The organism is Fictibacillus phosphorivorans (genome assembly GCF_001629705.1).
Classification (GTDB): Bacteria; Bacillota; Bacilli; order Bacillales; family Fictibacillaceae; genus Fictibacillus; species Fictibacillus phosphorivorans_A.
In genome coordinates this window covers 4,069,256-4,089,211 of the sequence record NZ_CP015378.1, presented here as the reverse complement: position 1 = coordinate 4,089,211, position 19,956 = coordinate 4,069,256, and the positions used below count along the sequence as shown (strand labels likewise).

Annotated in this window: 19 protein-coding genes and 1 pseudogene; 14 read left to right on the top strand and 6 right to left on the bottom strand. The window is 41.2% G+C overall.

What is annotated here, in order from left to right; translation table 11 throughout:
- Window positions 1-204: 204 nt before the first annotated feature.
- From ABE65_RS20710 to ABE65_RS20695, 4 genes are all read left to right on the top strand, one after another.
- The gene (locus tag ABE65_RS20710; protein WP_066399283.1) at window positions 205-702 is read left to right on the top strand and encodes a PTS sugar transporter subunit IIA; all 498 of its coding nucleotides are present in this window, start codon (window positions 205-207) and stop codon (window positions 700-702) included.
- A gap of 58 nt (window positions 703-760) precedes the next feature.
- On the top strand, window positions 761-1,717 hold the full coding sequence (locus ABE65_RS20705) for an aminoimidazole riboside kinase (RefSeq protein ID WP_066399281.1): 957 nt from the start codon (window positions 761-763) through the stop codon (window positions 1,715-1,717).
- Between the two features lie 338 nt (window positions 1,718-2,055).
- Window positions 2,056-3,438 carry a glycine--tRNA ligase gene (locus tag ABE65_RS20700; protein ID WP_066399278.1) on the top strand — a complete coding sequence of 461 codons (1,383 nt, stop codon included), beginning with the start codon at window positions 2,056-2,058 and terminating at the stop codon, window positions 3,436-3,438.
- Window positions 3,439-3,759: 321 nt separating this feature from the next.
- Window positions 3,760-4,863 (top strand): M24 family metallopeptidase, encoded by a 1,104-nt coding sequence (locus tag ABE65_RS20695; protein ID WP_066399276.1) that lies wholly within the window; start codon window positions 3,760-3,762, stop codon window positions 4,861-4,863.
- A 233-nt stretch (window positions 4,864-5,096) separates the two neighbouring features.
- Here ABE65_RS20695 and ABE65_RS20690 read toward each other — a convergent pair whose 3' ends face one another.
- Window positions 5,097-5,573 (bottom strand): 8-oxo-dGTP diphosphatase, encoded by a 477-nt coding sequence (locus ABE65_RS20690; protein WP_066399273.1) that lies wholly within the window; start codon window positions 5,571-5,573, stop codon window positions 5,097-5,099.
- A 95-nt stretch (window positions 5,574-5,668) separates the two neighbouring features.
- On the opposite strand from ABE65_RS20690, the gene ABE65_RS20685 reads away from it, so the two are divergent.
- Together ABE65_RS20685 and ABE65_RS20680 are read left to right on the top strand one after the other, a co-directional pair.
- Window positions 5,669-6,271 carry a TetR/AcrR family transcriptional regulator gene (locus ABE65_RS20685; RefSeq protein WP_066399271.1) on the top strand — a complete coding sequence of 201 codons (603 nt, stop codon included), beginning with the start codon at window positions 5,669-5,671 and terminating at the stop codon, window positions 6,269-6,271.
- Between the two features lie 66 nt (window positions 6,272-6,337).
- Entirely contained in the window at window positions 6,338-7,600 is a 1,263-nt protein-coding gene (locus ABE65_RS20680) for an MFS transporter (protein WP_066399268.1), read from the top strand.
- A 41-nt stretch (window positions 7,601-7,641) separates the two neighbouring features.
- Here the strand turns inward: ABE65_RS20680 and trhA are convergent, their stop codons facing one another.
- Window positions 7,642-8,280, bottom strand: coding sequence for a PAQR family membrane homeostasis protein TrhA (trhA, locus tag ABE65_RS20675; RefSeq protein WP_066399265.1), 639 nt, complete (start codon window positions 8,278-8,280; stop codon window positions 7,642-7,644).
- A gap of 722 nt (window positions 8,281-9,002) precedes the next feature.
- Here trhA and ABE65_RS20670 point away from each other — a divergent pair.
- Window positions 9,003-9,875 (top strand): GNAT family N-acetyltransferase, encoded by an 873-nt coding sequence (locus ABE65_RS20670; RefSeq protein ID WP_066399263.1) that lies wholly within the window; start codon window positions 9,003-9,005, stop codon window positions 9,873-9,875.
- On the opposite strand, the gene ABE65_RS20665 is transcribed toward ABE65_RS20670, so the two are convergent.
- Window positions 9,876-10,343 (bottom strand): NUDIX hydrolase, encoded by a 468-nt coding sequence (locus ABE65_RS20665; protein ID WP_066399261.1) that lies wholly within the window; start codon window positions 10,341-10,343, stop codon window positions 9,876-9,878. It abuts the gene before it with no gap.
- 95 nt (window positions 10,344-10,438) lie between these two features.
- Between ABE65_RS20665 and ABE65_RS20660 the strand changes: the two genes are divergently transcribed.
- Window positions 10,439-11,404 carry a YbgA family protein gene (locus ABE65_RS20660; RefSeq protein WP_066399259.1) on the top strand — a complete coding sequence of 322 codons (966 nt, stop codon included), beginning with the start codon at window positions 10,439-10,441 and terminating at the stop codon, window positions 11,402-11,404.
- On the opposite strand, the gene ABE65_RS20655 is transcribed toward ABE65_RS20660, so the two are convergent.
- Window positions 11,375-12,322: an AEC family transporter gene (locus ABE65_RS20655; RefSeq protein ID WP_066399257.1), complete on the bottom strand. Its 948-nt coding sequence runs from the start codon at window positions 12,320-12,322 to the stop codon at window positions 11,375-11,377. The genes ABE65_RS20660 and ABE65_RS20655 overlap by 30 nt on opposite strands.
- 85 nt (window positions 12,323-12,407) lie before the next feature.
- Here ABE65_RS20655 and ABE65_RS20650 point away from each other — a divergent pair, with 85 nt between their 5' ends.
- The 3 genes from ABE65_RS20650 (at window position 12,408) to ABE65_RS22350 (ending at window position 14,163) form a co-directional block, all read left to right on the top strand.
- Window positions 12,408-12,902, top strand: coding sequence for a Crp/Fnr family transcriptional regulator (locus tag ABE65_RS20650; protein ID WP_066399255.1), 495 nt, complete (start codon window positions 12,408-12,410; stop codon window positions 12,900-12,902).
- A gap of 91 nt (window positions 12,903-12,993) precedes the next feature.
- A complete protein-coding gene (locus ABE65_RS20645) occupies window positions 12,994-13,494 on the top strand; it encodes a hypothetical protein (protein WP_066399253.1) in 501 nt (166 codons plus the stop codon).
- Between the two features lie 84 nt (window positions 13,495-13,578).
- Window positions 13,579-14,163: a sugar O-acetyltransferase gene (locus tag ABE65_RS22350; protein ID WP_066399251.1), complete on the top strand. Its 585-nt coding sequence runs from the start codon at window positions 13,579-13,581 to the stop codon at window positions 14,161-14,163.
- A 49-nt stretch (window positions 14,164-14,212) separates the two neighbouring features.
- Here ABE65_RS22350 and ABE65_RS20635 read toward each other — a convergent pair whose 3' ends face one another.
- Window positions 14,213-15,037, bottom strand: a complete 825-nt coding sequence (locus ABE65_RS20635; RefSeq protein ID WP_330998130.1) for a glycerophosphodiester phosphodiesterase — start codon at window positions 15,035-15,037, stop codon at window positions 14,213-14,215.
- A gap of 246 nt (window positions 15,038-15,283) precedes the next feature.
- Here ABE65_RS20635 and ABE65_RS20630 point away from each other — a divergent pair, with 246 nt between their 5' ends.
- Entirely contained in the window at window positions 15,284-16,246 is a 963-nt protein-coding gene (locus ABE65_RS20630; RefSeq protein WP_066399246.1) for an HD domain-containing protein, read from the top strand.
- A 272-nt stretch (window positions 16,247-16,518) separates the two neighbouring features.
- Here the strand turns inward: ABE65_RS20630 and ABE65_RS20625 are convergent, their stop codons facing one another.
- Complete coding sequence (locus ABE65_RS20625; RefSeq protein ID WP_066399244.1) at window positions 16,519-17,217, bottom strand: queuosine precursor transporter; 699 nt, start codon at window positions 17,215-17,217, stop codon at window positions 16,519-16,521.
- A 238-nt stretch (window positions 17,218-17,455) separates the two neighbouring features.
- On the opposite strand from ABE65_RS20625, the pseudogene ABE65_RS20620 reads away from it, so the two are divergent.
- Window positions 17,456-18,173: pseudogene (locus tag ABE65_RS20620) on the top strand (ABC transporter ATP-binding protein); the annotation flags it as partial.
- Window positions 18,174-18,419: 246 nt separating this feature from the next.
- Entirely contained in the window at window positions 18,420-19,934 is a 1,515-nt protein-coding gene (opuFB, locus tag ABE65_RS20615) for an osmoprotectant update ABC transporter permease/substrate-binding subunit OpuFB (protein WP_066399237.1), read from the top strand.
- Window positions 19,935-19,956: the final 22 nt, after the last annotated feature.

Here is a 19,956-nt window from a genome sequence, read left to right as displayed (position 1 = left end):
ACAGGTGAGACTCCTAAGTGTGCAAAGCGCAGAGGAGGCTCACCGCACGCCCCCCGGAAAGCGAGCAACCTGAAACGGAAATCAATCCCACGAGCTACAATGATTTTCAAACATGGGTTTGTGATTAAGAGCTGAAATGTTTTAAAGCGTTCAGACAGGTGTAAATTATAAAAGTAAAGCAAACTGAAAGGTGAGTGAAAAATTATGTTCAATAAACTATTTGGAAAAAAAGAAGTTAAAAAAGAAGAAACACTAATCGCTCCATTAACAGGAAAAATCGTAAACATTGAAGAGGTACCAGATCCGACGTTCGCTCAAAAGATGATGGGCGATGGGATTGCGATAGAACCAACAGAAGGTGTTGTTGTCTCTCCAGTCGATGGAGAAATCGTTCAGTTCTTCCACACGAAGCATGCAATCGGCATTCAATCAGAAGCTGGTGCAGAGATTCTGATCCACGTTGGTCTTGAAACGGTTAGCATGAACGGTGAAGGTTTCGAGGGACATGTGAACGTAGGAGATAAAGTAAAAGCAGGAGACAAGCTTTTAAGCTTTGACCTAGAATTGATTAAGGAAAAAGCGGCTAGCACGGTAACGCCGATCGTGATTACAAATGGTGATGCGGTTGAATCTTTAGATAAGCGTGCGGCGTCTGAAGCAACAAAAGGTGAAACTTCCTTATTGCAAGTTAAAATGAAATAAATCTGGAAATCAGGCTAACCATGCCTGATTTTTTTCCAATAAGAAGGGGGAGGTTATGATGAAAAAAGGCGTCATTTCATTAGGAGAAGCACTTGTTGATTTTATTCCAACAGACGAAACGAACACGACGTACCAGAAAAGTCCTGGTGGTGCACCAGCCAATGTAGCCGTTGGGGTTGCACGATTAGGGTCAGCATCTACTTTTTTAGGAAAAGTGGGAGATGATGTTCTAGGGTCGTTCATGATTGATACATTAAAGAGCTATGGCGTGAACGCGTTTCATGTGTACAAGACAGAAGAAGTGAGAACAGGCGCTGTGTTTGTAACGCTTGATCCAAACGGTGAGAGATCGTTCGACTTTTACATCAACCCGAGCGCAGACCGCTTCTTACAAGAAAAAGATGTACAACCGAGTCTCTTTAAAGAGCATAAAATTCTTCATTTTGGTTCAATCTCGTTGATTGGCGAACCCTCTAAAAGTGCTACTGAAAAAGCGGTAAGACTCGCAAAAGAAAATGGTATGTGGGTTTCGTATGATCCGAACTTACGATTATCGCTCTGGAAGACACCAGCGCAAGCTCGTGAAACCATTCTATCGATGCTGCAGCATGCTGACATCGTTAAGATCTCTGAAGAGGAACTCGAATTTATCACAGGGTTAAAAAAGGTCGAAGAAGGCATTAAAGTGCTGCAAGAATATGATATTCCCTTACTCTTCATCACACTAGGAGATGATGGAAGCTATGTGGTGACGAAAGAGGGCGGCGAGTACATTCCGGCAAAACGTGTATCTTCGGTAGATACAACCGGAGCAGGGGATGCTTATGTTGCTGCTGTACTTCATCAATTGAATGAATATAATGGGTCACTCCAAGACCTGACCCTTGATGAAGCGAGCGACATGGCGTTGTTCGGAAGCGTTTCTGGAGCACTTGCAGTTTCTGTTAAAGGAGCGATGACGGCACTCCCTACTTTAGAGCAAATTGAAAATGAACTGGCACAAAATAAACAATAACTGCATATAATAGGAAAATCTTTTGACTAATGTTTTTGTTTTTTGGTAATATTATTTTATTATAAAAGATGATATGCAGCTGTGAAGGATGAATAGTAGCTAGATGTACACTCTTTTTAGCGAGCTGGGGATGGTGAGAGCCCAGTAAGAGACATTAGTGAAACGGCAATCCGGAGTTGCTTTTCTAAAAGAGGATTCGTTTTTACATACGGATCAACTAGGGTGGAACCGCGGGAGATATAACTCTCGTCCCTGGGCATAGCGCCTTGGGACGGGAGTTTTTTATTTTTTAAAAAACGGCCGACCCATAAGGCAAAACCTAAATGGGAGGAATAAAAATGACAAAAAACATGGAAACCATCACAAATCATGCGAAACACCGCGGTTTTGTATTTCCAGGGTCTGAAATCTACGGAGGTCTTGCAAATACGTGGGATTATGGCCCGCTAGGTGTTGAGCTGAAGAACAACGTAAAAAAAGCATGGTGGAAAAAGTTTGTTCAAGAATCACCTTACAACGTAGGTCTTGATGCAGCCATCTTAATGAATCCTCGTACGTGGGAAGCATCTGGTCACATCGGTAACTTTAACGATCCGATGATGGACTGTAAGAACTGTAAAGCGCGTCACCGTGCTGATAAATTGATCGAAGATGCTGCTGAGCAAGCTGGTAAAGAGATCATTGTAGACGGCCTTCCGTTTGAAAAGATGGAAGAGTTAGTGAAAGAATACAATATCGCTTGTCCGGAGTGCGGAAGCCATGACTTCACAAGCATCCGTCAGTTCAACTTAATGTTCAAAACACACCAAGGTGTAACTGAATCAAGTTCAAACGAAATCTACATGCGTCCGGAAACAGCGCAAGGAATCTTCGTTAACTTTAAAAATGTTCAGCGTACGATGCGTAAAAAGCTGCCGTTTGGTATTGCACAAATCGGTAAGAGTTTCCGTAACGAGATCACACCTGGTAACTTCACGTTCCGTACACGTGAGTTCGAACAGATGGAGCTTGAGTTCTTCTGTAAGCCAGGAAGCGAGATCGAATGGTTCAACTATTGGAAAGATACAGCTGAAAACTGGCTAAAATCATTGGGTATGACGTCAGAAAACCTTCGCCTTCGCGACCATAATGAAGATGAGCTTTCTCACTACTCCAATGCGACAACTGACTTTGAATATAAATTCCCGTTCGGTTGGGGCGAGCTTTGGGGCGTTGCATCTCGTACAGACTTCGATTTGAAGCGTCACATGGAGTTCTCAGGTGAAGATTTCAACTATATCGATCAAGAAACAAACGAGCGTTATGTTCCTTACTGCATCGAGCCTTCTCTAGGTGCGGACCGTGTAACGTTGGCGTTCCTAATTGATGCGTATGAAGATGAGCAGCTTGAAGATGGTACTTCAAGAACAGTAATGCACTTGCACCCTGCACTAGCTCCTTATAAAGCAGCGATTCTGCCACTATCTAAGAAGCTATCTGAAGAAGCAACAGAAGTGTTTAGCTCACTTGCGAAAGATTTCAATGTGGACTATGACGAAACAGGATCAATCGGTAAACGTTACCGTCGTCAAGATGAAGTAGGGACACCTTTCTGTATCACGTATGACTTTGATTCTAAGGAAGACGGTATGGTAACCGTACGTGACCGTGACACGATGGAACAAACGCGCGTGAAGATTGCAGATCTTAAGAGCTTTATTGAGTCTAAGGTTCAGTTTTAATTTATTGAAAGAAGCAAGGTTGCTTTTGGTTAAAACTCACAAAAGGCATCATTGGCAAGTTGATTGGAGTGTAAGGTGGGAGACTCCTGGGGGTTAGCGGGACAGGTGAGACACCTAACAGCGCAGAGCGCTAGGTGGCTCACCGCACGCCCCCCCGGAAAGCGAGCACCTGAAACGGAAATCAACCTCTTTCAAGCTTTAAATTTTAAGCACACATTTGCTACTTGCGATGTGTGCTTCTGTTTTTTCACGGGAGTTTATTCTACAATAGAGTATGAGAGATTATTTTATAGCCCTCGGGCTTTTATTGGAGGTATATACATGAACGAAGGACGTATTCAAAAGGTACAAAACTGGTTAAAGCAAGAAGGGCATACTTTCGCGTTCATTCACACGACAGCAAACGTGTTCTATCTATCAGGATTGTATTCGGATCCGCATGAACGTGTGTTAGGTGTGGCTGTACTTGCAGAAGGAGAGCCGTTCATGATCTGTCCAGGCATGGAGCGTTCGCAAGCTAAAGACGCAGGCTGGACGTATGAGATTGTAGGTTACAGCGATTCTGAAGATCCTTGGGCGAAGGTTCAAGCTGCTTTAGATAACCGTGGAGTGACTGCAGCATCATCGATTGCGGTTGAAAAAGAAACACTTCCATACGCGCGTGGCGAAAAGCTACTTGGTATGTTTGATGGTGCGAACTTGGTCGGAGCTGAAGAATTGATGAACGAGCTTCGTCTCATAAAAGAAGAGAGCGAGTTAAAGACGTTGCGTGAAGCGGCTAGACTTGCAGACTATGGAGTTGAAGTTGGAGTTGCAGCACTTCGTGAGGGTGTAACAGAGATGGAAGTACTCGCGAAGATCGAATACGAACTGAAGCAAAAAGGCATCAGCGCGATGTCGTTTTCTACAATGGTGTTATTCGGTGAAAAAGCGGGACAGCCTCATGGGAAGCCAGGCTTGAGAAAACTTCAGCACGGCGATTTTGTTTTATTCGATCTTGGTGTAGTCCTTGACGGATATTGTTCGGACATCACGCGTACTGTAGCGTTTGGTAATTTGGACGAAAAGCGCCGTGAAATCTATGATACGGTGTTGCAGGCGCAATTGAAAGCGTTAGAAGCTTCTAAGCCAGGAACGCGCATCGGTGACATTGACTTGATCGCACGCAACCACATTGCTGAAGCGGGATACGGAGATCACTTCCCGCACCGCATCGGACACGGTCTTGGAATTGATGTTCATGAATTCCCGTCCATGAGTGACAACAACGATGGCGTGCTTCGTGAAGGAATGACGTATACGATCGAACCAGGCATCTATATTGATGATGTCGGCGGTGTACGTATTGAGGATGACGTCTATGTAACGGCAGATGGGCATGAAACATTGACGAAATACCCGAAAGAGTTGCAAATTATTAAGTAAAAGTAGTTAATTCATGAAGGATGGCTCTTGTGGGAGCCATCCTTTCTTAACTAATTGGCTAAAGAAGCAGTTAGAGGAGGCGCTCAGAGGTGCATTCCTAAAGTTTAGCTCTTGAATCCACGAAAAATGACGTTCAATCCACGAGTTTTGTCCTTCAATCCACAAATTTGAGGAGGATATCCACGAGTCTACAAATCTAGACAATTATCGACAAATGAATAGCCGTATCCTCTCTAAGTTTTTATGACGGAAAGCTCAATCTGCTTCTTTTTATAATCATCCCACACCCGTTGAATCTCAAAAGTACCCTCCTCAAAAAACAACGGAAACCTTTCTTTGAACCAGTCTTGCATGGGAAGATCTAATGCTTCGTTCATCGAGACCCAAACCAATTCGCCTTCTGGTGGATCTAACAAAAGTTCACCATCAAACGTATCCGTCCAATAGTTGAACACCATGTATCTCACATTCTGTTGTGGATTTACATACTCATCGATTCCTTTGAACACTAAGTTTGAAACACGTAATCCTGTTTCTTCTTTAACTTCTCTACAAGCACCTTCTACTAAACTTTCAGGAAAATCTATTTTACCACCAGGGGCTAAAAAACCAGGAAAGCCGCGATTGTCTGGCCGATTGATCAACAAAACTTTATCTCCGTCCTGAACCATGCACATCGTATAAAGCTGGTGTTCAATGGATATAGTCATTCTTACTTCCTCCACGAAAATATTTTACTTATTTTAACATATACACTATAATAATGATTGATTAACCAATCATCCATAAAAAGGAGATTACTCAATTGCCTTTATCACATAAACAAATGAAAGCGATGGAACAAAAGCGTGAAAAAATTTTAGAGCAGGCGATCCTGTTGTTTGCAGAGCAAGGGTATGAGAGCACGACCATCGCAAAGGTAGCAAAAGCTGCGGGTGTTAGTTTTGGAAGTGTGTTTACGTACTTTGAAAATAAGGATCAGCTTTTTTACCATGCAGTTACAGAGCCTTTAGAAAACCAATATAGAGAAGCGATGTTAGACTTTGATCCGGATGCTGAAGATATTTTAGCTGAGATTAAGAGCATGATAGACAAACATATTACTATTTTTATCGAGATGCGTACCTATCTACAGCTGGTCGTGCAAGTGATCGGACAGCATACGAAATTTCCAGAACCGTTTAAAGTCTTAGATGAATTTAGTCTTGAGTTTATTTTAAAACTTCAACAGATCATACGAAATGGTCAAAAAAGTGGAGTTTTAGAAATATCTGATGAAGACTTAACAGCGACAGCGTACCTTGGCTTTCTATTAGGAATTCGATTAACGTTTACAGACTATGCAGTATCACGGGTTAGAGAAAAGTTTAAGATTCCAGCTTTCCAACTGTTATATCCGAAACGCTAAAAGGTGTTTCGGTTGCTTTTTATTCTAATAATGATTGATTAATCAATCATAAAAGGGGAGATAAACATGAATTTCTTTTCGTTTCATCGCAACATCCAGCTAAGGTTAGTGCTTCAGTTTATTACGACATTTGCTTCTTCCACTGTCATTCCGTTTCTAGCTATCTTTTTTTCTAATCAGGTGGGGGTGTTTTCAACGGGTTTGATGTATATCGGAGTCATTCTATCAGGTATAACGGGTGCGTTGATTGGCGGAAGGCGTTCCGATCAATTTGGAAGAAAGCGAGTTATTTTACTAAGTGAGAGCATGATTGGTTTCGGTTACTTGATTGCTGGAGTCCTTAATCTGTTATTTCCTCTTTCAGCATATGTGAACTTTGTAGTGTTCATTGTTATTCTCTTTTTTACGGGAATGGCTGGACCTGCGTATGGTGCGATCATAATTGATTCAAGTACGAAGGAAAATAGAAAAGCAATTTATACGATCTCTTATTGGCTTGGGAATTTGGCGGTTGCTGCAGGTGGAGTAACGGGAGCTATCCTATTTAAAACCTATCCTTATGAGTTATTTTTAGGAATCGCGTTGGTTACTTTTATTACGTGGGTGGTGACATGGTTATGGCTTGAAGATGTACGGCTGCCAAGCGTTGTGATTCAGGACGCCAACGAAACAAAAATCTTGCAGGGAGGCTATAAAAACATTTTTTTGAACCGAAAATTTATCCTCTTCACGGTAGCAGGGTTGTTTCTTATCTCGTTAGAGGAGAGTTTGACCACATATATCGGTATCAAACTTGTAAGCGATATACAAGATCAAGTGCCATTACTACCTTTTACATCATTATTTGAAGTAGATGGGTTTCAATTGATCGGTTTGCTAAAAGCAGAGAACACCATCTTAGTCGTCGTATTAAGTTTGTTTGTAGCTACTATTTTTAAGCGTTTTAAAGATCGGTCCTTAATGCTAGGAGGTGGATCTGCTTACGCAATTGGTTTTATTGTGATCAGCTATAGCACGAGTCCCATTGTTTTAATCATAGCGATGTTTATAGCTTCTGTTGGTGAACTGATTCATATTCCAGCTAAGCAAGCTTATGTTGCTTCCATCATACCGGATGATGCTCGCGGCTCTTACATGGCGATCTACGGACTGTCGTTTCATGTGTCTGGAATGATTGCCGCACTATTTGTCATGCTGAGCGGATTTCTCTCAGCAAACACGATTACTTTGCTGTTTAGTTTGATGGGTGTTACAAGTTTAATCATTTATCACTTTTTATTTCAATCTGAAGAGTCAGCAGAAGCTAAGATCGTTAAAACCACAGCATAAAAAAAGAAGCAGAACATATCTGCTTCTTTAAAGAAATTATTTTAGTTAGGCAACACATAAAACATCATAAGAAAATGCATCACACTGCCGGCTAGAACAAACAAATGCCATACGGCGTGGTGGAACGGAAAGCTGCGCCATACATAAAAAATACTGCCGAGCGTGTAGATGATTCCGCCTGCAACTAAGAGCTGAATGCCTGCTGGTGGCATGTTTGCTGAAATATCTTGAAAGGCAAATGTGATCAGCCATCCCATCGCGACATAACCTAATGTTGATAACACAACGAATTTTTTTGTAAAAAAGACTTTAAAAACGACACCGAAGATCGCGAGTCCCCAAACGACTCCAAACAATGTCCATCCCAGTGCTCCGCCTACAACTATCAGCACGATTGGGGTGTACGTTCCTGCAATAAAGAGATAGATGGCCGCGTGGTCCATGATCTCAAATAAATCCTTAACCCGTCCTTTAGGAAAAGCGTGTACGAGGGTTGAAGCTGAATAGAGCGTCAGCATCGTGCCTCCGAATACGGCGAAGCTAACAATATGAACCGCTGTTCCTTTCCATACGGCAAACACGAGCAGAATGGAAGTAACCGCTACACTTAGAAGGACACCGAGTCCGTGTGTGATGGCATTTGCTATCTCTTCGCGTTTTGAAAATACATGTGTACTCATTTCGTTCACCTTCCTTTACGTTATGGTCAGTATATCAGAAAATGGCATCCTTTAACCAATTAAAGAACATAAAAAATTGTAATTACATTGTTGTCTTTGAAAGTAGTTGATCTCCGCTCCAGGTTGCACGCTTTCCATGGGCGACCGGTGAGCCCCTTGCCGCTTTGCGCCGTTAAGGGTCTCCACCTGTCTAGTTGCAGTGGCTAGCCCCTCGAGGTCAAAAGTTAAACGGTTAAGAAGGCAAAGTGCGCCTTCCTAGCCCATTCAACTTTTGCTGGTCGGGGCTGAACGAGCCACTTCCACTTTTCGGACAGTCCACTCGTCCCATAGGAGTCGGCAACCTTCCTCTCCATTCAACTTGCATAGGATGAGACAATGTTGTTTAGGCTAAAGCAACTACTCTGAAATGGATATTAACCTCTTTCAAGAAGCTTTTTTCAAAAAGACTTTCGCTATTTAGTATTTAGATTTTCTTCTTCGACTATTGAATGTAGTGAAAGATGCGAGACTCCTGCGGGACAGGTAGGCAAGTGAGACACTTATACGTGAAACGTACGAATGTGGCTCACCGCCTGCCCCGCGGAAAGCGAGCATCTGTAACGGAAATCAATACTTTCAAAAGCAACAATGAATACGAAAATCTCTAAAAAGAAGGAATCTTTCTTTAGAGAGAGGAAATAGATAAGATTACAGACTTAATAGATAAAGAGAGGGTCACGATCATGGAGGTCACGCGTTATTCATCTATACGAGCTTTTTATAGGGAAGTAGAAGACTTTCTGTTGTGTCAGGAAGATCGAGCAGGAATCATGCTTGGCAACTGCTTGCGTTTTGAAGACAAAGTATGGAAGGGCGAGCAGCCTTTTCTCGCTACCGTAAAACAAAATGGAAAGATCATGTTATCAGCGATGCTCATTCCACCTTATGCCTTGTTACTTTTAGAAAAAGAGGAAACAGATGGTGTTGCGGCAGTGCCTTACTTAGTTCGTTATTTGATCCAAGAAGATTACTATATTCAAAAGATCATGTCACCAAAAGCTGTTGGGAAGGTGTTCGCACAAGAGTGGACGACAGCTCATCATCTAGAAGAAAAATTGCTGATGGATCTACGTCTTTACGCGCTTCCTACTGTTATCAAGCCTGCAGCTCTAACCGGTCGTTTAAGACTAGCCACAAAAGCAGACTTAGCTTTTTTGCCTCGCTGGATCGTAGAGATGACAGAAGAAACGAAGCAGATTATGACGATGGCGGAAGCAGAAGAGTATGCAAAAATCCGTGTAGCGAGCGAGTTTCTTTTTATATGGGAAGAGGATGGGAAGCCAGTTTCGATGGCAGCTAAGACCCGACCGAATATTAAAGGTGTTTCGATCAATTTGGTTTATACACCTAAGAATCTTAGAGGGAAAGGATATGCGAGCGCTTGTGTTGCTGCATTAAGTGATCACCTGTTGAAAGAAGGATTTACGTTCTGCACGCTTTATACAGATCTCTCAAACCCTACTTCTAATAAAATCTATCAAAATATCGGTTATGAGCCGGTATGCGATTATATTGAACTAAAATTTAACGAAAAAAGAACAGAGCGACCGGCCTGATTACCGGTAAGCTTTGTTCTGATTCTTCATCTCTATATAGTTTGTTATGTATTTTCGTGCACCGCCTAACGTGTCTTTAGGAAGTTGATCATGTTTGAAATATTGAAAATCATGTGATTCATTGTGATCGATGGTCAGTTTGCCACTTACAGAATGAGCCGTATACACTGCGGTCACGGCATATAGTTCATCACCGTTTGCATTCTTTATATAATGATCTTGGCCCGAATAGACATGAAGCTGGGTCAAGCCCTCAACATCGAGTCCTGTTTCTTCTTTTACTTCACGAATCGCCGTTTCTTCAAAACTTTCACCAAGCTCCATCAGGCCACCAGGTAATCCCCATCCGCCATCGGTCCGATGCTGTAATAATATTTCATCCTTTTCATTCACAATAATAACAACAGAACCAGGTAAGATGAGTGGTGCGGTTCCTACATATTTCCGAAGATCTTCATAGTAAGCCATCAAATCGCTCCTTAATAACCAACATTTTACAGAAATTATGTTAATAATTCATCTAAAAGTGGAACACTGATAAAAAGATCGAGGGGAGTTTTGGAATGGAAGCCTTCGCTAGACCACGTGTAGTTGTAAGTAAGTGTCTTGAATTTGAAGCATGCCGCTATAACGGTGATGTCATATATAATGATGTGATCAAAAAACTGATGGACTATGTAGATTTTGTTCCGGTATGTCCAGAAGTAGAAATCGGGCTAGGAACGCCACGAGAAACGATTCGTATTGTGAAAAAGGGTGAGGATCATTTTCTTCTTCAGCCATCAACGCAACGTGATGTCACGAACGAAATGCGTACATTTTCAGATGGTTATCTGGCTGGAATCATTGATACAGATGGGTTTATTCTGAAGACGCGTTCTCCTTCTTGTGGGTTAAAAGAAGTGAAGGTGTATGCCTCTACTGAAAAAGGTCCTGCGATTGGGCATTCGAGCGGGTTGTTTGGCGGCAGAGTTGCTGAACTATATTCACATTTAGCGATTGAAGAAGAAGGAAGGTTAAATAACTTTACGATTCGTGATCGTTTTTATACGAAGCTTTTTACGCTCGCTGCTTTTAGAAACATACTGCCGCAGGGGCTTCAAGCGATTAAAAGCTTTCATGAGAAAAATCAGTTTCTGTTTATGGCCTATAGCAACCCAACGTTAAAAGTGATGAACCGGATCTTAAAAAAAGAGCAGGAAAATGGAGAAGAACGCACGATACAACTGTATGCAAAAGCGATGAACAAATTGTTCAATCGTACGGCAAGAAGCGATTCTAACCGGAAAGTGGCGTACGAGATATTCAAACGGTTTCAGCCGCATCTTTCAGTAAAAGAAATTGCCTTTTTTGAAGAGCTTCTTCAAAAGTACGCAAACAAAAAAGAACCCTTTTCTAGTGTGGCTACGATTTTGAAGTCGTACGCGATCCGTTTTGAAGACAGTGAGATTCTTGGTCAGACGTTCTTTGCACCGTACCCCGAGATTCTGCTTGAGATCTCAGACTCCGGTAAAGGAAGAGATTATTAACACGAGTGCATATAACAGTGGGATGGTTAGACAGGAAAGAATTGTACTTAACATAACACCCGCTGCAGCAAAAGAGGCGTCCTCTCCATAACGCTCTGCATACATCGAGATGGTAGGAGCAGAAGGCATGCCAGCTGTTAGAACGGCTACGACTACAAGTTCCAGTGGTAAGGAAAAGAAAATATAAGGAATTAATAGCATCGGAAACAGAAGAAGCTTGTAAAAACTCGCTAGCCATAAGTGTGATTTTTTAAAAAAACTAATTAAATGGTTAAAAGGCAATCCGCCTAGAAGAACACCGATCAATAACATAGAAAGCGGAACGGTAGGTTTTCCTAGCATTTCTAATGTGTTCGATAAAGCATGTGGAAGGGTACCTGGCAGAAGCAAAAGAATGAAGCCAATCAGTGTTGAAATAACGCCAGGGTTTAAAAAGACACTTCGCCACGGCAAAACTTTGGAATGACGAGCAAAGAGATAAATACCATACGTCCAAATCCACAGCAAATAAACAAAATTAAAGAATGTTGCAAAAAGCACTCCTGTTTTTCCGAATAATATAAAACAGACTGCGATGCCTAGAAAACCTTGATTCCCAAAAATCATGATTCCTTCTAAGGCATTTTTCTGTGTGTCTTTTATTTGCCACTGTTTAACTCTCCACCAAGAAAAGAGAGAGGATAAAAGTAAGACGAATGCTGACATCAGGGAAAGCCAGCCAAACTGCTTAAGGTTTTCTATCGAAAAGGGAACATCCATACCAAAAACAATTAATGCAGGCAATGTTACGTTCAGTAAGAGGACGGAAAGAGTGCGTTCACTGCCATGTGGCAAGACCTCTTTCTTTCGAAGGATATAACCAATTAGGGCAATGCTGTACAATAGGGTTAATTCTTGCATAAACGGAGCAAGTTTCATAGATCTTCATCCTCCTTACCTACAAGCATATGGAGGATGTGTAGAATAGGTGATACATACGATACACGCAGGGGGAGGACGATACATGCTGATGGCAAAAGGTGAGATTCTATTCAGGCAAGGAGAGGAAGGTCCATTATTTCGGTTAGATAGCGGTTTATTAAAGATTGTTCGTGTTCATGAAGATGGAAGCCAAGTTTTGTTGAATTTAATCATTCCAGGCGAAGTGATCCCGCATCATTCATTGACGAGTCCGAACGAGTATAACGGGACGGCTATAGCACTGTTACCGTGTGAGATCACGCGGATCGAACCGCAGCAATGGTATAGGTCACTTGAAGAAGACCCATCCAAGTATAAAGAAGTCGCATTATTGCTGGAATCGAAATTAAGAATGATGCAGCAGCGCATCAATCAGATGTCTACTTTGACGCCAGAAGGAAAGATTAGAAAGCTTCAAAACTGGTTCGCCAATTATTTTCCGGATATCCAGATTGAAAAAGTGCTGACTCAAGAAGAGATCGGGCAGTTTGTTGGTCTAAGACGAGAGACAGTCAACCGTGCACTCAAAAAGTTATGATGAAATGTCAAAGAATTTACATACATATGAACGTAAGATTTACGCTCCTTTAACAAATGATACCTGTATAAAAGTTAAAGGAGTGAGTGTGATGAAAAAGTTTATTCCTCTTGCACTGGCGTTTTCCGTTCTAACGAGTGGTGCAATTACGGTGTCGGCTGCCAACCAAGAAAAGATCCAAGTGGAGTCTCATAAAAGAGGTCAACACTTTAAGCAGATGAAAAATTTTGAGGAGCAGGTTCACAAAGCGAACGCTCTTAAGATCGAACGATTAGAGATTCAAAAAGAGATCGTTAAAAAGAAAGACCAGCTTTTCGACCTGCACGTAAAGGCTGGAGAAAAGAATGTAAAAGAAAAACGAAGCTCACATAAAGCCGGCTGGCAGGAGATGAAGCAGATTCATCAGGAGTTAAGAACTCTGCAAAGCCAAGCACATGAAACGAAAAAAGCGATGCACGATGCTTTCAGAGCAAATAATGAGAAGCTTGCATTAGAGAAGATGAACCAGTGGTTGAGTCTCAATGAAAAAATCAATAACAAGCTTAGTGAAAAATCAGCAAAGTTGGATGAAGTATTGGCTAAACATAAATAAATCACAAAAAGCATGGAAGTTTTGGACTTCTATGCTTTTTTGTTGTTAGATGGTAGTAAGAAAAAATAGACATGGGGGGATTAGATGAAAGAGTTTGACAGAATGCTATCCGGTGAGTTTTATAACACTCGAGATCCTGAACTTTTACAAATGTCGTTCGATGCCAAAAAGCTTGTGGAGACCTTTAATACGACAAGCGTTGATGAGACCGAAAGCAAAGTACAGATCTTAAAGAAATTATTAGGCAGCGTTGGAGAAGGGGTTTGGATTGAGAAACCCATTCAATGTGAATTCGGAAAAAATATATCGATAGGACGCAATACTTTTATTAATTTCAACAGTGTTTTGTTAGATAACAACAAGATTACGATTGGGGAAAACGTACTGATCGCACCTAATGTCCAAATCTACACGGCAACACACCCTATAAGCGTGTTGGAAAGAATCAATAAGCATCCACAAGCAAATGAAGCGCCATATCGAACGAACACAAAGCCTGTGACAATCGGAAACAATGTTTGGATCGGTGGAAATTCCGTTATCTTACCGGGTGTTTCAATAGGTGAAAATACTGTCATCGGAGCGGGAAGTGTTGTCACAAAATCTATTCCAGCTAATTGTGTAGCTGTAGGTAACCCATGCAAAATAATCAAAGAGAATATCAATTAAGTAAAAAAGTGTTGAAGCAACCCATAGCTTCAACACTTTTTATAAACATTTACTTTGATTTATGTCTTGGCGTATAATCTGGATAATCGGTAATGATTCCATCAACACCTGCGTCTAAGAGCGGTTGAACTTCTTGTTGGTTTCGAACCGTCCAAGCCATGATGCCCATATGACGTTCATGTACTTCATCAACTATTGAAGAATTTACAAGCGTTCTGCTAGGGTTTACGAATTCAGCATATGTAGCGAATTCATCGAGCTTCGCTTCACTTAGATCTGTTGAGCGAGAAGTTAGTATACCAACTGGGACTTGAGGCAAAAGCTTGTCCATCTGTTGCATGGATTCGAACTCAAATGATTGAATGATGATCTTATCATGAGCAGGTAGATGCATGTTTCGTTCTTTTATGGCTGCGGCAACTTTTTCTTCAATGTTAGGATAGTAATAGGTTGCTTTCAATTCGATCAGTATACCCGTTTTTCCACGAAACTCATCAAGAACTTCTTCGAAAGTAGGAACTTTTTCTCCTTTAAATTCTTCCCCAAAGTAGCTTCCAGCATCAAGTTGACGGATCTCCTCTAGCGTATGGTCTTTCACATATCCCGTTCCGTTCGTTGTTCGGTCTAATGTAACATCATGAATAACAACGAGCTCACCGTCTTTTGTTTCCTGTACGTCTATTTCAATATAGTCAGCTTTCATATCTACACCTTTGTGGAACGCCGCCATCGTGTTCTCTGGTGCATAGCCTGCAGCGCCGCGGTGTGCGACAGTTTGAACTTGTTCTGACGGGTCGTAAGCGAGTGTGGAAGTACTGTAGAATGAGCCAATAATCCCCATTGAAAGTAATGATGCAACAGCTTTCTTCTTCATGCTCAAATCATTCATCCCCTTATAATTGTTTGATCGTGAACCTACTCGCCTCATGCAACAAGTAGGTTTCACAATCATTATGCTAACAAAGGAAAATGGTGAAAGAATGGTCAGAACCTCCCTAGTATTCTAAAGAAAATAAGGTCTATATGAGGGGAAATCTTAACAAATGGTTGTTGTGTAAATGTGGAGTGAAGGAGATTTCAGGTATGTTAAAATGAAAAAAACAAAAAAAGGGGAAAAGGCATGATAGTTGATGATATATATGGTTTTTTCGAAGTTGAACCTGTGTTGCAGGACTTAATATTGTCTAAACCGGTACAACGTTTAAAAGGCATTCATCAAGGCGGTGCTTCTTTTCTTGTAAACAAGGAATGGAACGTTTCGCGATATGAGCATTCGGTTGGCGTAATGCTATTGATCAGAAAATTAGGAGGGACACTTCAAGAGCAAATCGCTGGGCTCCTTCACGATGTTTCCCACACTGCATTTTCTCATGTGATCGATTTTGTACTGGATAATGAATCAGAAGACTTTCATGAAGAAATCTTTGAGGAAACCATTATGGACTCAGAAATTCCAAGTATATTGAAACATCATGGATTTTCCATTGAAGAGATCATGAAAGGTGATCATTCGTTATTAGAGCAACCATTACCGTTGTTGTGTGCGGACCGCATCGACTACACACTAAGAGATATGTATAGATACGGTTACCTTTCAAAGCTTGAGATTGTTCTTTTTATGGAGAAATTGTGTGTATCACGAGGATTAATTTGTATTAAAGGAACGGAACAGGCTGAATGGTTCGTAGAAGCGTATTATAAAGAGGTTTTAGATTTTTTCATGAATCCCCTGAATGTATACGGATATGATCGACTAACAAAATTGCTCAAAGAAGCTTTAGAGCTAGATGTTATAACACTATCAGATTTTAAGCTTACAGATGAGGAAGTTCTTCAAAAAGTCCGAACATCAAACAAGTCGTCCTTAGTAGCTCGATATGAAGGACTTATAAAGCCAGTGAAGCTACAAGAAAACGAGATTGAGTTTGATATTCACTTAAAAGGAAAGCCTCGATTGATCGACCCAACAGTCATCATAGATGGGAAATTAGTAGAAGGTTCAAATATATCCCATAAAATCAAAGAAATGAACACGAAGGCAAAGAAGCGTGCTGAAAAGGGAAGTTACATAAAAGTCCTCTAAAAGTGGCTGAAGTAGTTCTACGATATAACAAAAAAGGGTAAGACCATCTTCTTATACGAGTTGGTCTTACCCTTTTAATAAACTAACAGTTTTCTACTTTTATAGATCTTTAAATTTCATACCGGTAAGTTGATTGGAGTGCAAGGTGCGAGACTCCTGCGGGATGAGTGGGACAGGTGAGACTCTTAATAGCGCAGAGCGCTAAGAGGCTCACCGCACACCCCGCGGAAAGCGAGCATCCTGGAATGGAAATCAACCACTCTCAAGAGCATTTAAACGCCTGGTTTCTGAAGGTCCTCTGGATGATGGAAGCTTCTTGCAATATAGATAAACGGCGTGGAAGCCGCTGACACAACAAATTTGATCACATACGTTGTAAAGAAAATCTGAATCCAAACATCCCATGAGAACACGCCAGCAAATGCAATCGTACAAAAGATAACCGTGTCGATCAGCTGACTCACCATCGTACTTCCGTTATTGCGAATCCAGAGTTGGTCAGGACGTGAGAACTTTTTCTTCAGTTTCGCAAAAAGTTTAACGTCTAGGTACTGACTGATCAAGTAAGCAGCGAGACTTCCTATCACAAGGCGAGGCATAAAACCAAAGATGGCTTCAAGATGCGGCTGGAAGACGTCACTTTCGTGCGGTTGGAACACGAGCACCATCTGCATGATAATCGTCGTCATAATGAGCGTGAAGAACCCGAACCAAACGGCTTTTTTCGCTTCTTTTTCCCCGTACTTCTCGTTGATTAGATCTGTTGCTAAATAGATCGTTCCATAGATCACATTACCGAGAGTCATTACAAGCCCGAACATCTCGATCGTTTTAACAACTTGCAGGTTAGCAAGAATGGTAGCTGCTGCAATCCAAGCAAACAACCCCATACGGCCAAACCACTTATAGCACGTTAAAAACAATATAAAATTAACCAGTGCAAAAGCTACACCAAAATAAAAATTAAACATAAAAATTCCTCCTAGTTTTGATAACGCGGGAGTTTGCGAACCGCGAAAACACTTTTAACACAACAGTTCCCCATTATAAGGCAGTTTTTGTAATTAATCAATAAACGACTTAAATAAGTAGTGCACGAGTAGTTTACATTCTCTTTCTTTGTGCAATACATAGGGTAGATTGATTATTGATTATAGAAAAAACGGAAATACTGCTTGTAATAGATAAAGCACACTAAGGAGCAGGTGTATGATTACTTTTGATAATGTTTCTAAAGAATACCGAGATGGAACGTCTGCGGTTCGTGATTTAAATTTAACGATACAGCCAGGAGAATTTTTTGTCGTTATTGGCCCGAGTGGTTGTGGAAAAACGACGATGCTTAAGATGATCAACCGGCTGATCAGTCTTACGAAAGGTACGATTTCCATCGATAACAAAAGAATTAGTGATTACAATATTGATGAATTACGCTGGAATATCGGGTATGTGCTGCAGCAGATCGCTTTGTTTCCTCATATGACCATCCTGGAGAATATCAGCATCGTTCCAGAGCTAAAAGGATGGGATAAAGAAAAAATTCGTAAAAGAGTGGATGAACTTCTTGATATGGTCGGCTTAGATCCAAAGACGTATCGAGATCGCAAGCCTAAGGAACTTTCTGGCGGACAGCAACAGAGGGTAGGTGTTGTACGTGCGTTAGCGGCGGATCCTAATATTATCCTTATGGATGAGCCTTTTAGTGCACTGGACCCAATTAGCAGAGAAAAATTGCAGGAAGATCTTTTTGAGCTTCAAAGAGATATTAAAAAGACCATTGTTTTTGTAACACATGACATGAAAGAAGCTTTGAAACTTGGAGACCGGATCTGTGTGATGAATGAAGGGTCTATCGTACAGGTTGGAACGCCAAAAGAGCTACTTGAAAATCCCGCAGATGATTTTGTAAGAAATTTCGTAGGAACAGAAAGTGCAAGCTCTGTTGAAAATATGGATCTTCGAAAGCTTGTTGTTCCATTGAAAGCAGATGAAATTGGTTTGGATTATCAATTAGCTTCTATTTCAGTAGAAACAAGTATGAAAGAGGCACTCGATATCTTAACCCGTGAAAATGAAGTGACGGTTGAAGATCATGGTGCGATTATCGGAACGCTGAACAGACAAGCTGTTATTCAATATCTTGCAGATCACTTGCAGGAAAGAGGTAGCAGAGATGAATAATTTCATGCAAGTATTTCAAGATCGAAAAGGTGAACTTGCAAGTGCACTGATTGAGCACATTCAAATTTCGTTTATCGCTCTTCTATTTGCTGTGGTCATCACAATCCCTCTAGGTATCTATCTAACGAAAAAACCAAGAGTGGCTGAACCGATTATCGGAGTGACGGCTGTGTTGCAGACTATCCCGTCACTTGCTCTTTTAGGACTTTTGATTCCGCTGTTTGGGATTGGGAAGGTCCCTGCGATTATCGCTCTTGTTGTTTATGCTCTGCTTCCGATTTTAAGAAACACATATACGGGAATAAAAGAAGTCGATTCTTCGTTAATTGAAGCGGCGCGAGCGATGGGAATGAACACGAGGAAAAGATTGATGAAAGTTGAACTTCCTTTAGCAATGCCCGTAATAATGGCTGGAATTCGGACGTCTATGGTCTTAATCATTGGAACGGCTACGCTCGCAGCTTTGATCGGAGCAGGCGGTCTTGGTGATATCATCTTGCTAGGAATTGATCGCAATAACACGATGTTGATCGTGCTTGGAGCAGTCCCTGCCGCATTGCTTGCGATCTTATTTGATTTCCTGCTCAGAAGATTCGAACTGTTGTCATTTAAACGAGCATTAACAACCGTAAGTGCATTCCTGATAGCGGCTCTACTCATCATCCTTGTTCCTTTCGCGATGAAAGGCGGGCAAGAAGATATTGTGATCGGTGGAAAGTTAGGCTCTGAGCCGGAGATCTTAATCAATATGTACAAGCTTTTAATTGAGGAAGAAACGGATTTAAATGTTGAGCTTAAGCCAGGACTGGGTAAGACTTCCTTTGTCTTTAATGCATTGAAATCTGGAAGTATAGACATCTATCCGGAATTTACAGGAACTGCGATCGCAGAGTTTTTAAAAGAGAACGCAACAAGTACAGATAGCGATAAAGTATATGAACAAGCTCGTAGCGGGATGGAAAGTAAGTTCGACATGCAACTATTACAGCCGATGGCATATAACAATACGTATGCGCTTGCTGTTCCTGAACAGTTAGCAAAAGAGTATAACTTAAAGACGATTTCGGATTTGAAGAGTGTCAGCCAAAGCTTAAATGCAGGCTTTACGCTAGAATTTTCGGATAGAGAAGATGGCTATAAAGGCATCCAAAAGCTATACGATATTAAGTTTGCAAATGTGAGAACGATGGAACCGAAGCTAAGATATAACGCGGTGAAAAAAGGTGAGATCGATGTTGTAGATGCCTATTCTACAGACAGCGAACTGCGTCAATATAAGCTTACTGTTTTAGAAGACGATAAAAAGCTGTTTCCTCCGTACCAAGGTGCACCGATGCTTCGTAAAGAAACGGTAGAGAAGTACCCAGAACTAAAGGATGCGTTGGATAAGCTAGCAGGAAAAATTACAGATGATGAAATGCGGGAGATGAATTATAAAGTGAATGTAGGTGGAGAATCACCTAAGAAAGTAGCGGAAGATTTCTTGAAGAAGGAAGGACTTCTGTAAATTATATTTTCTATTCGTTATC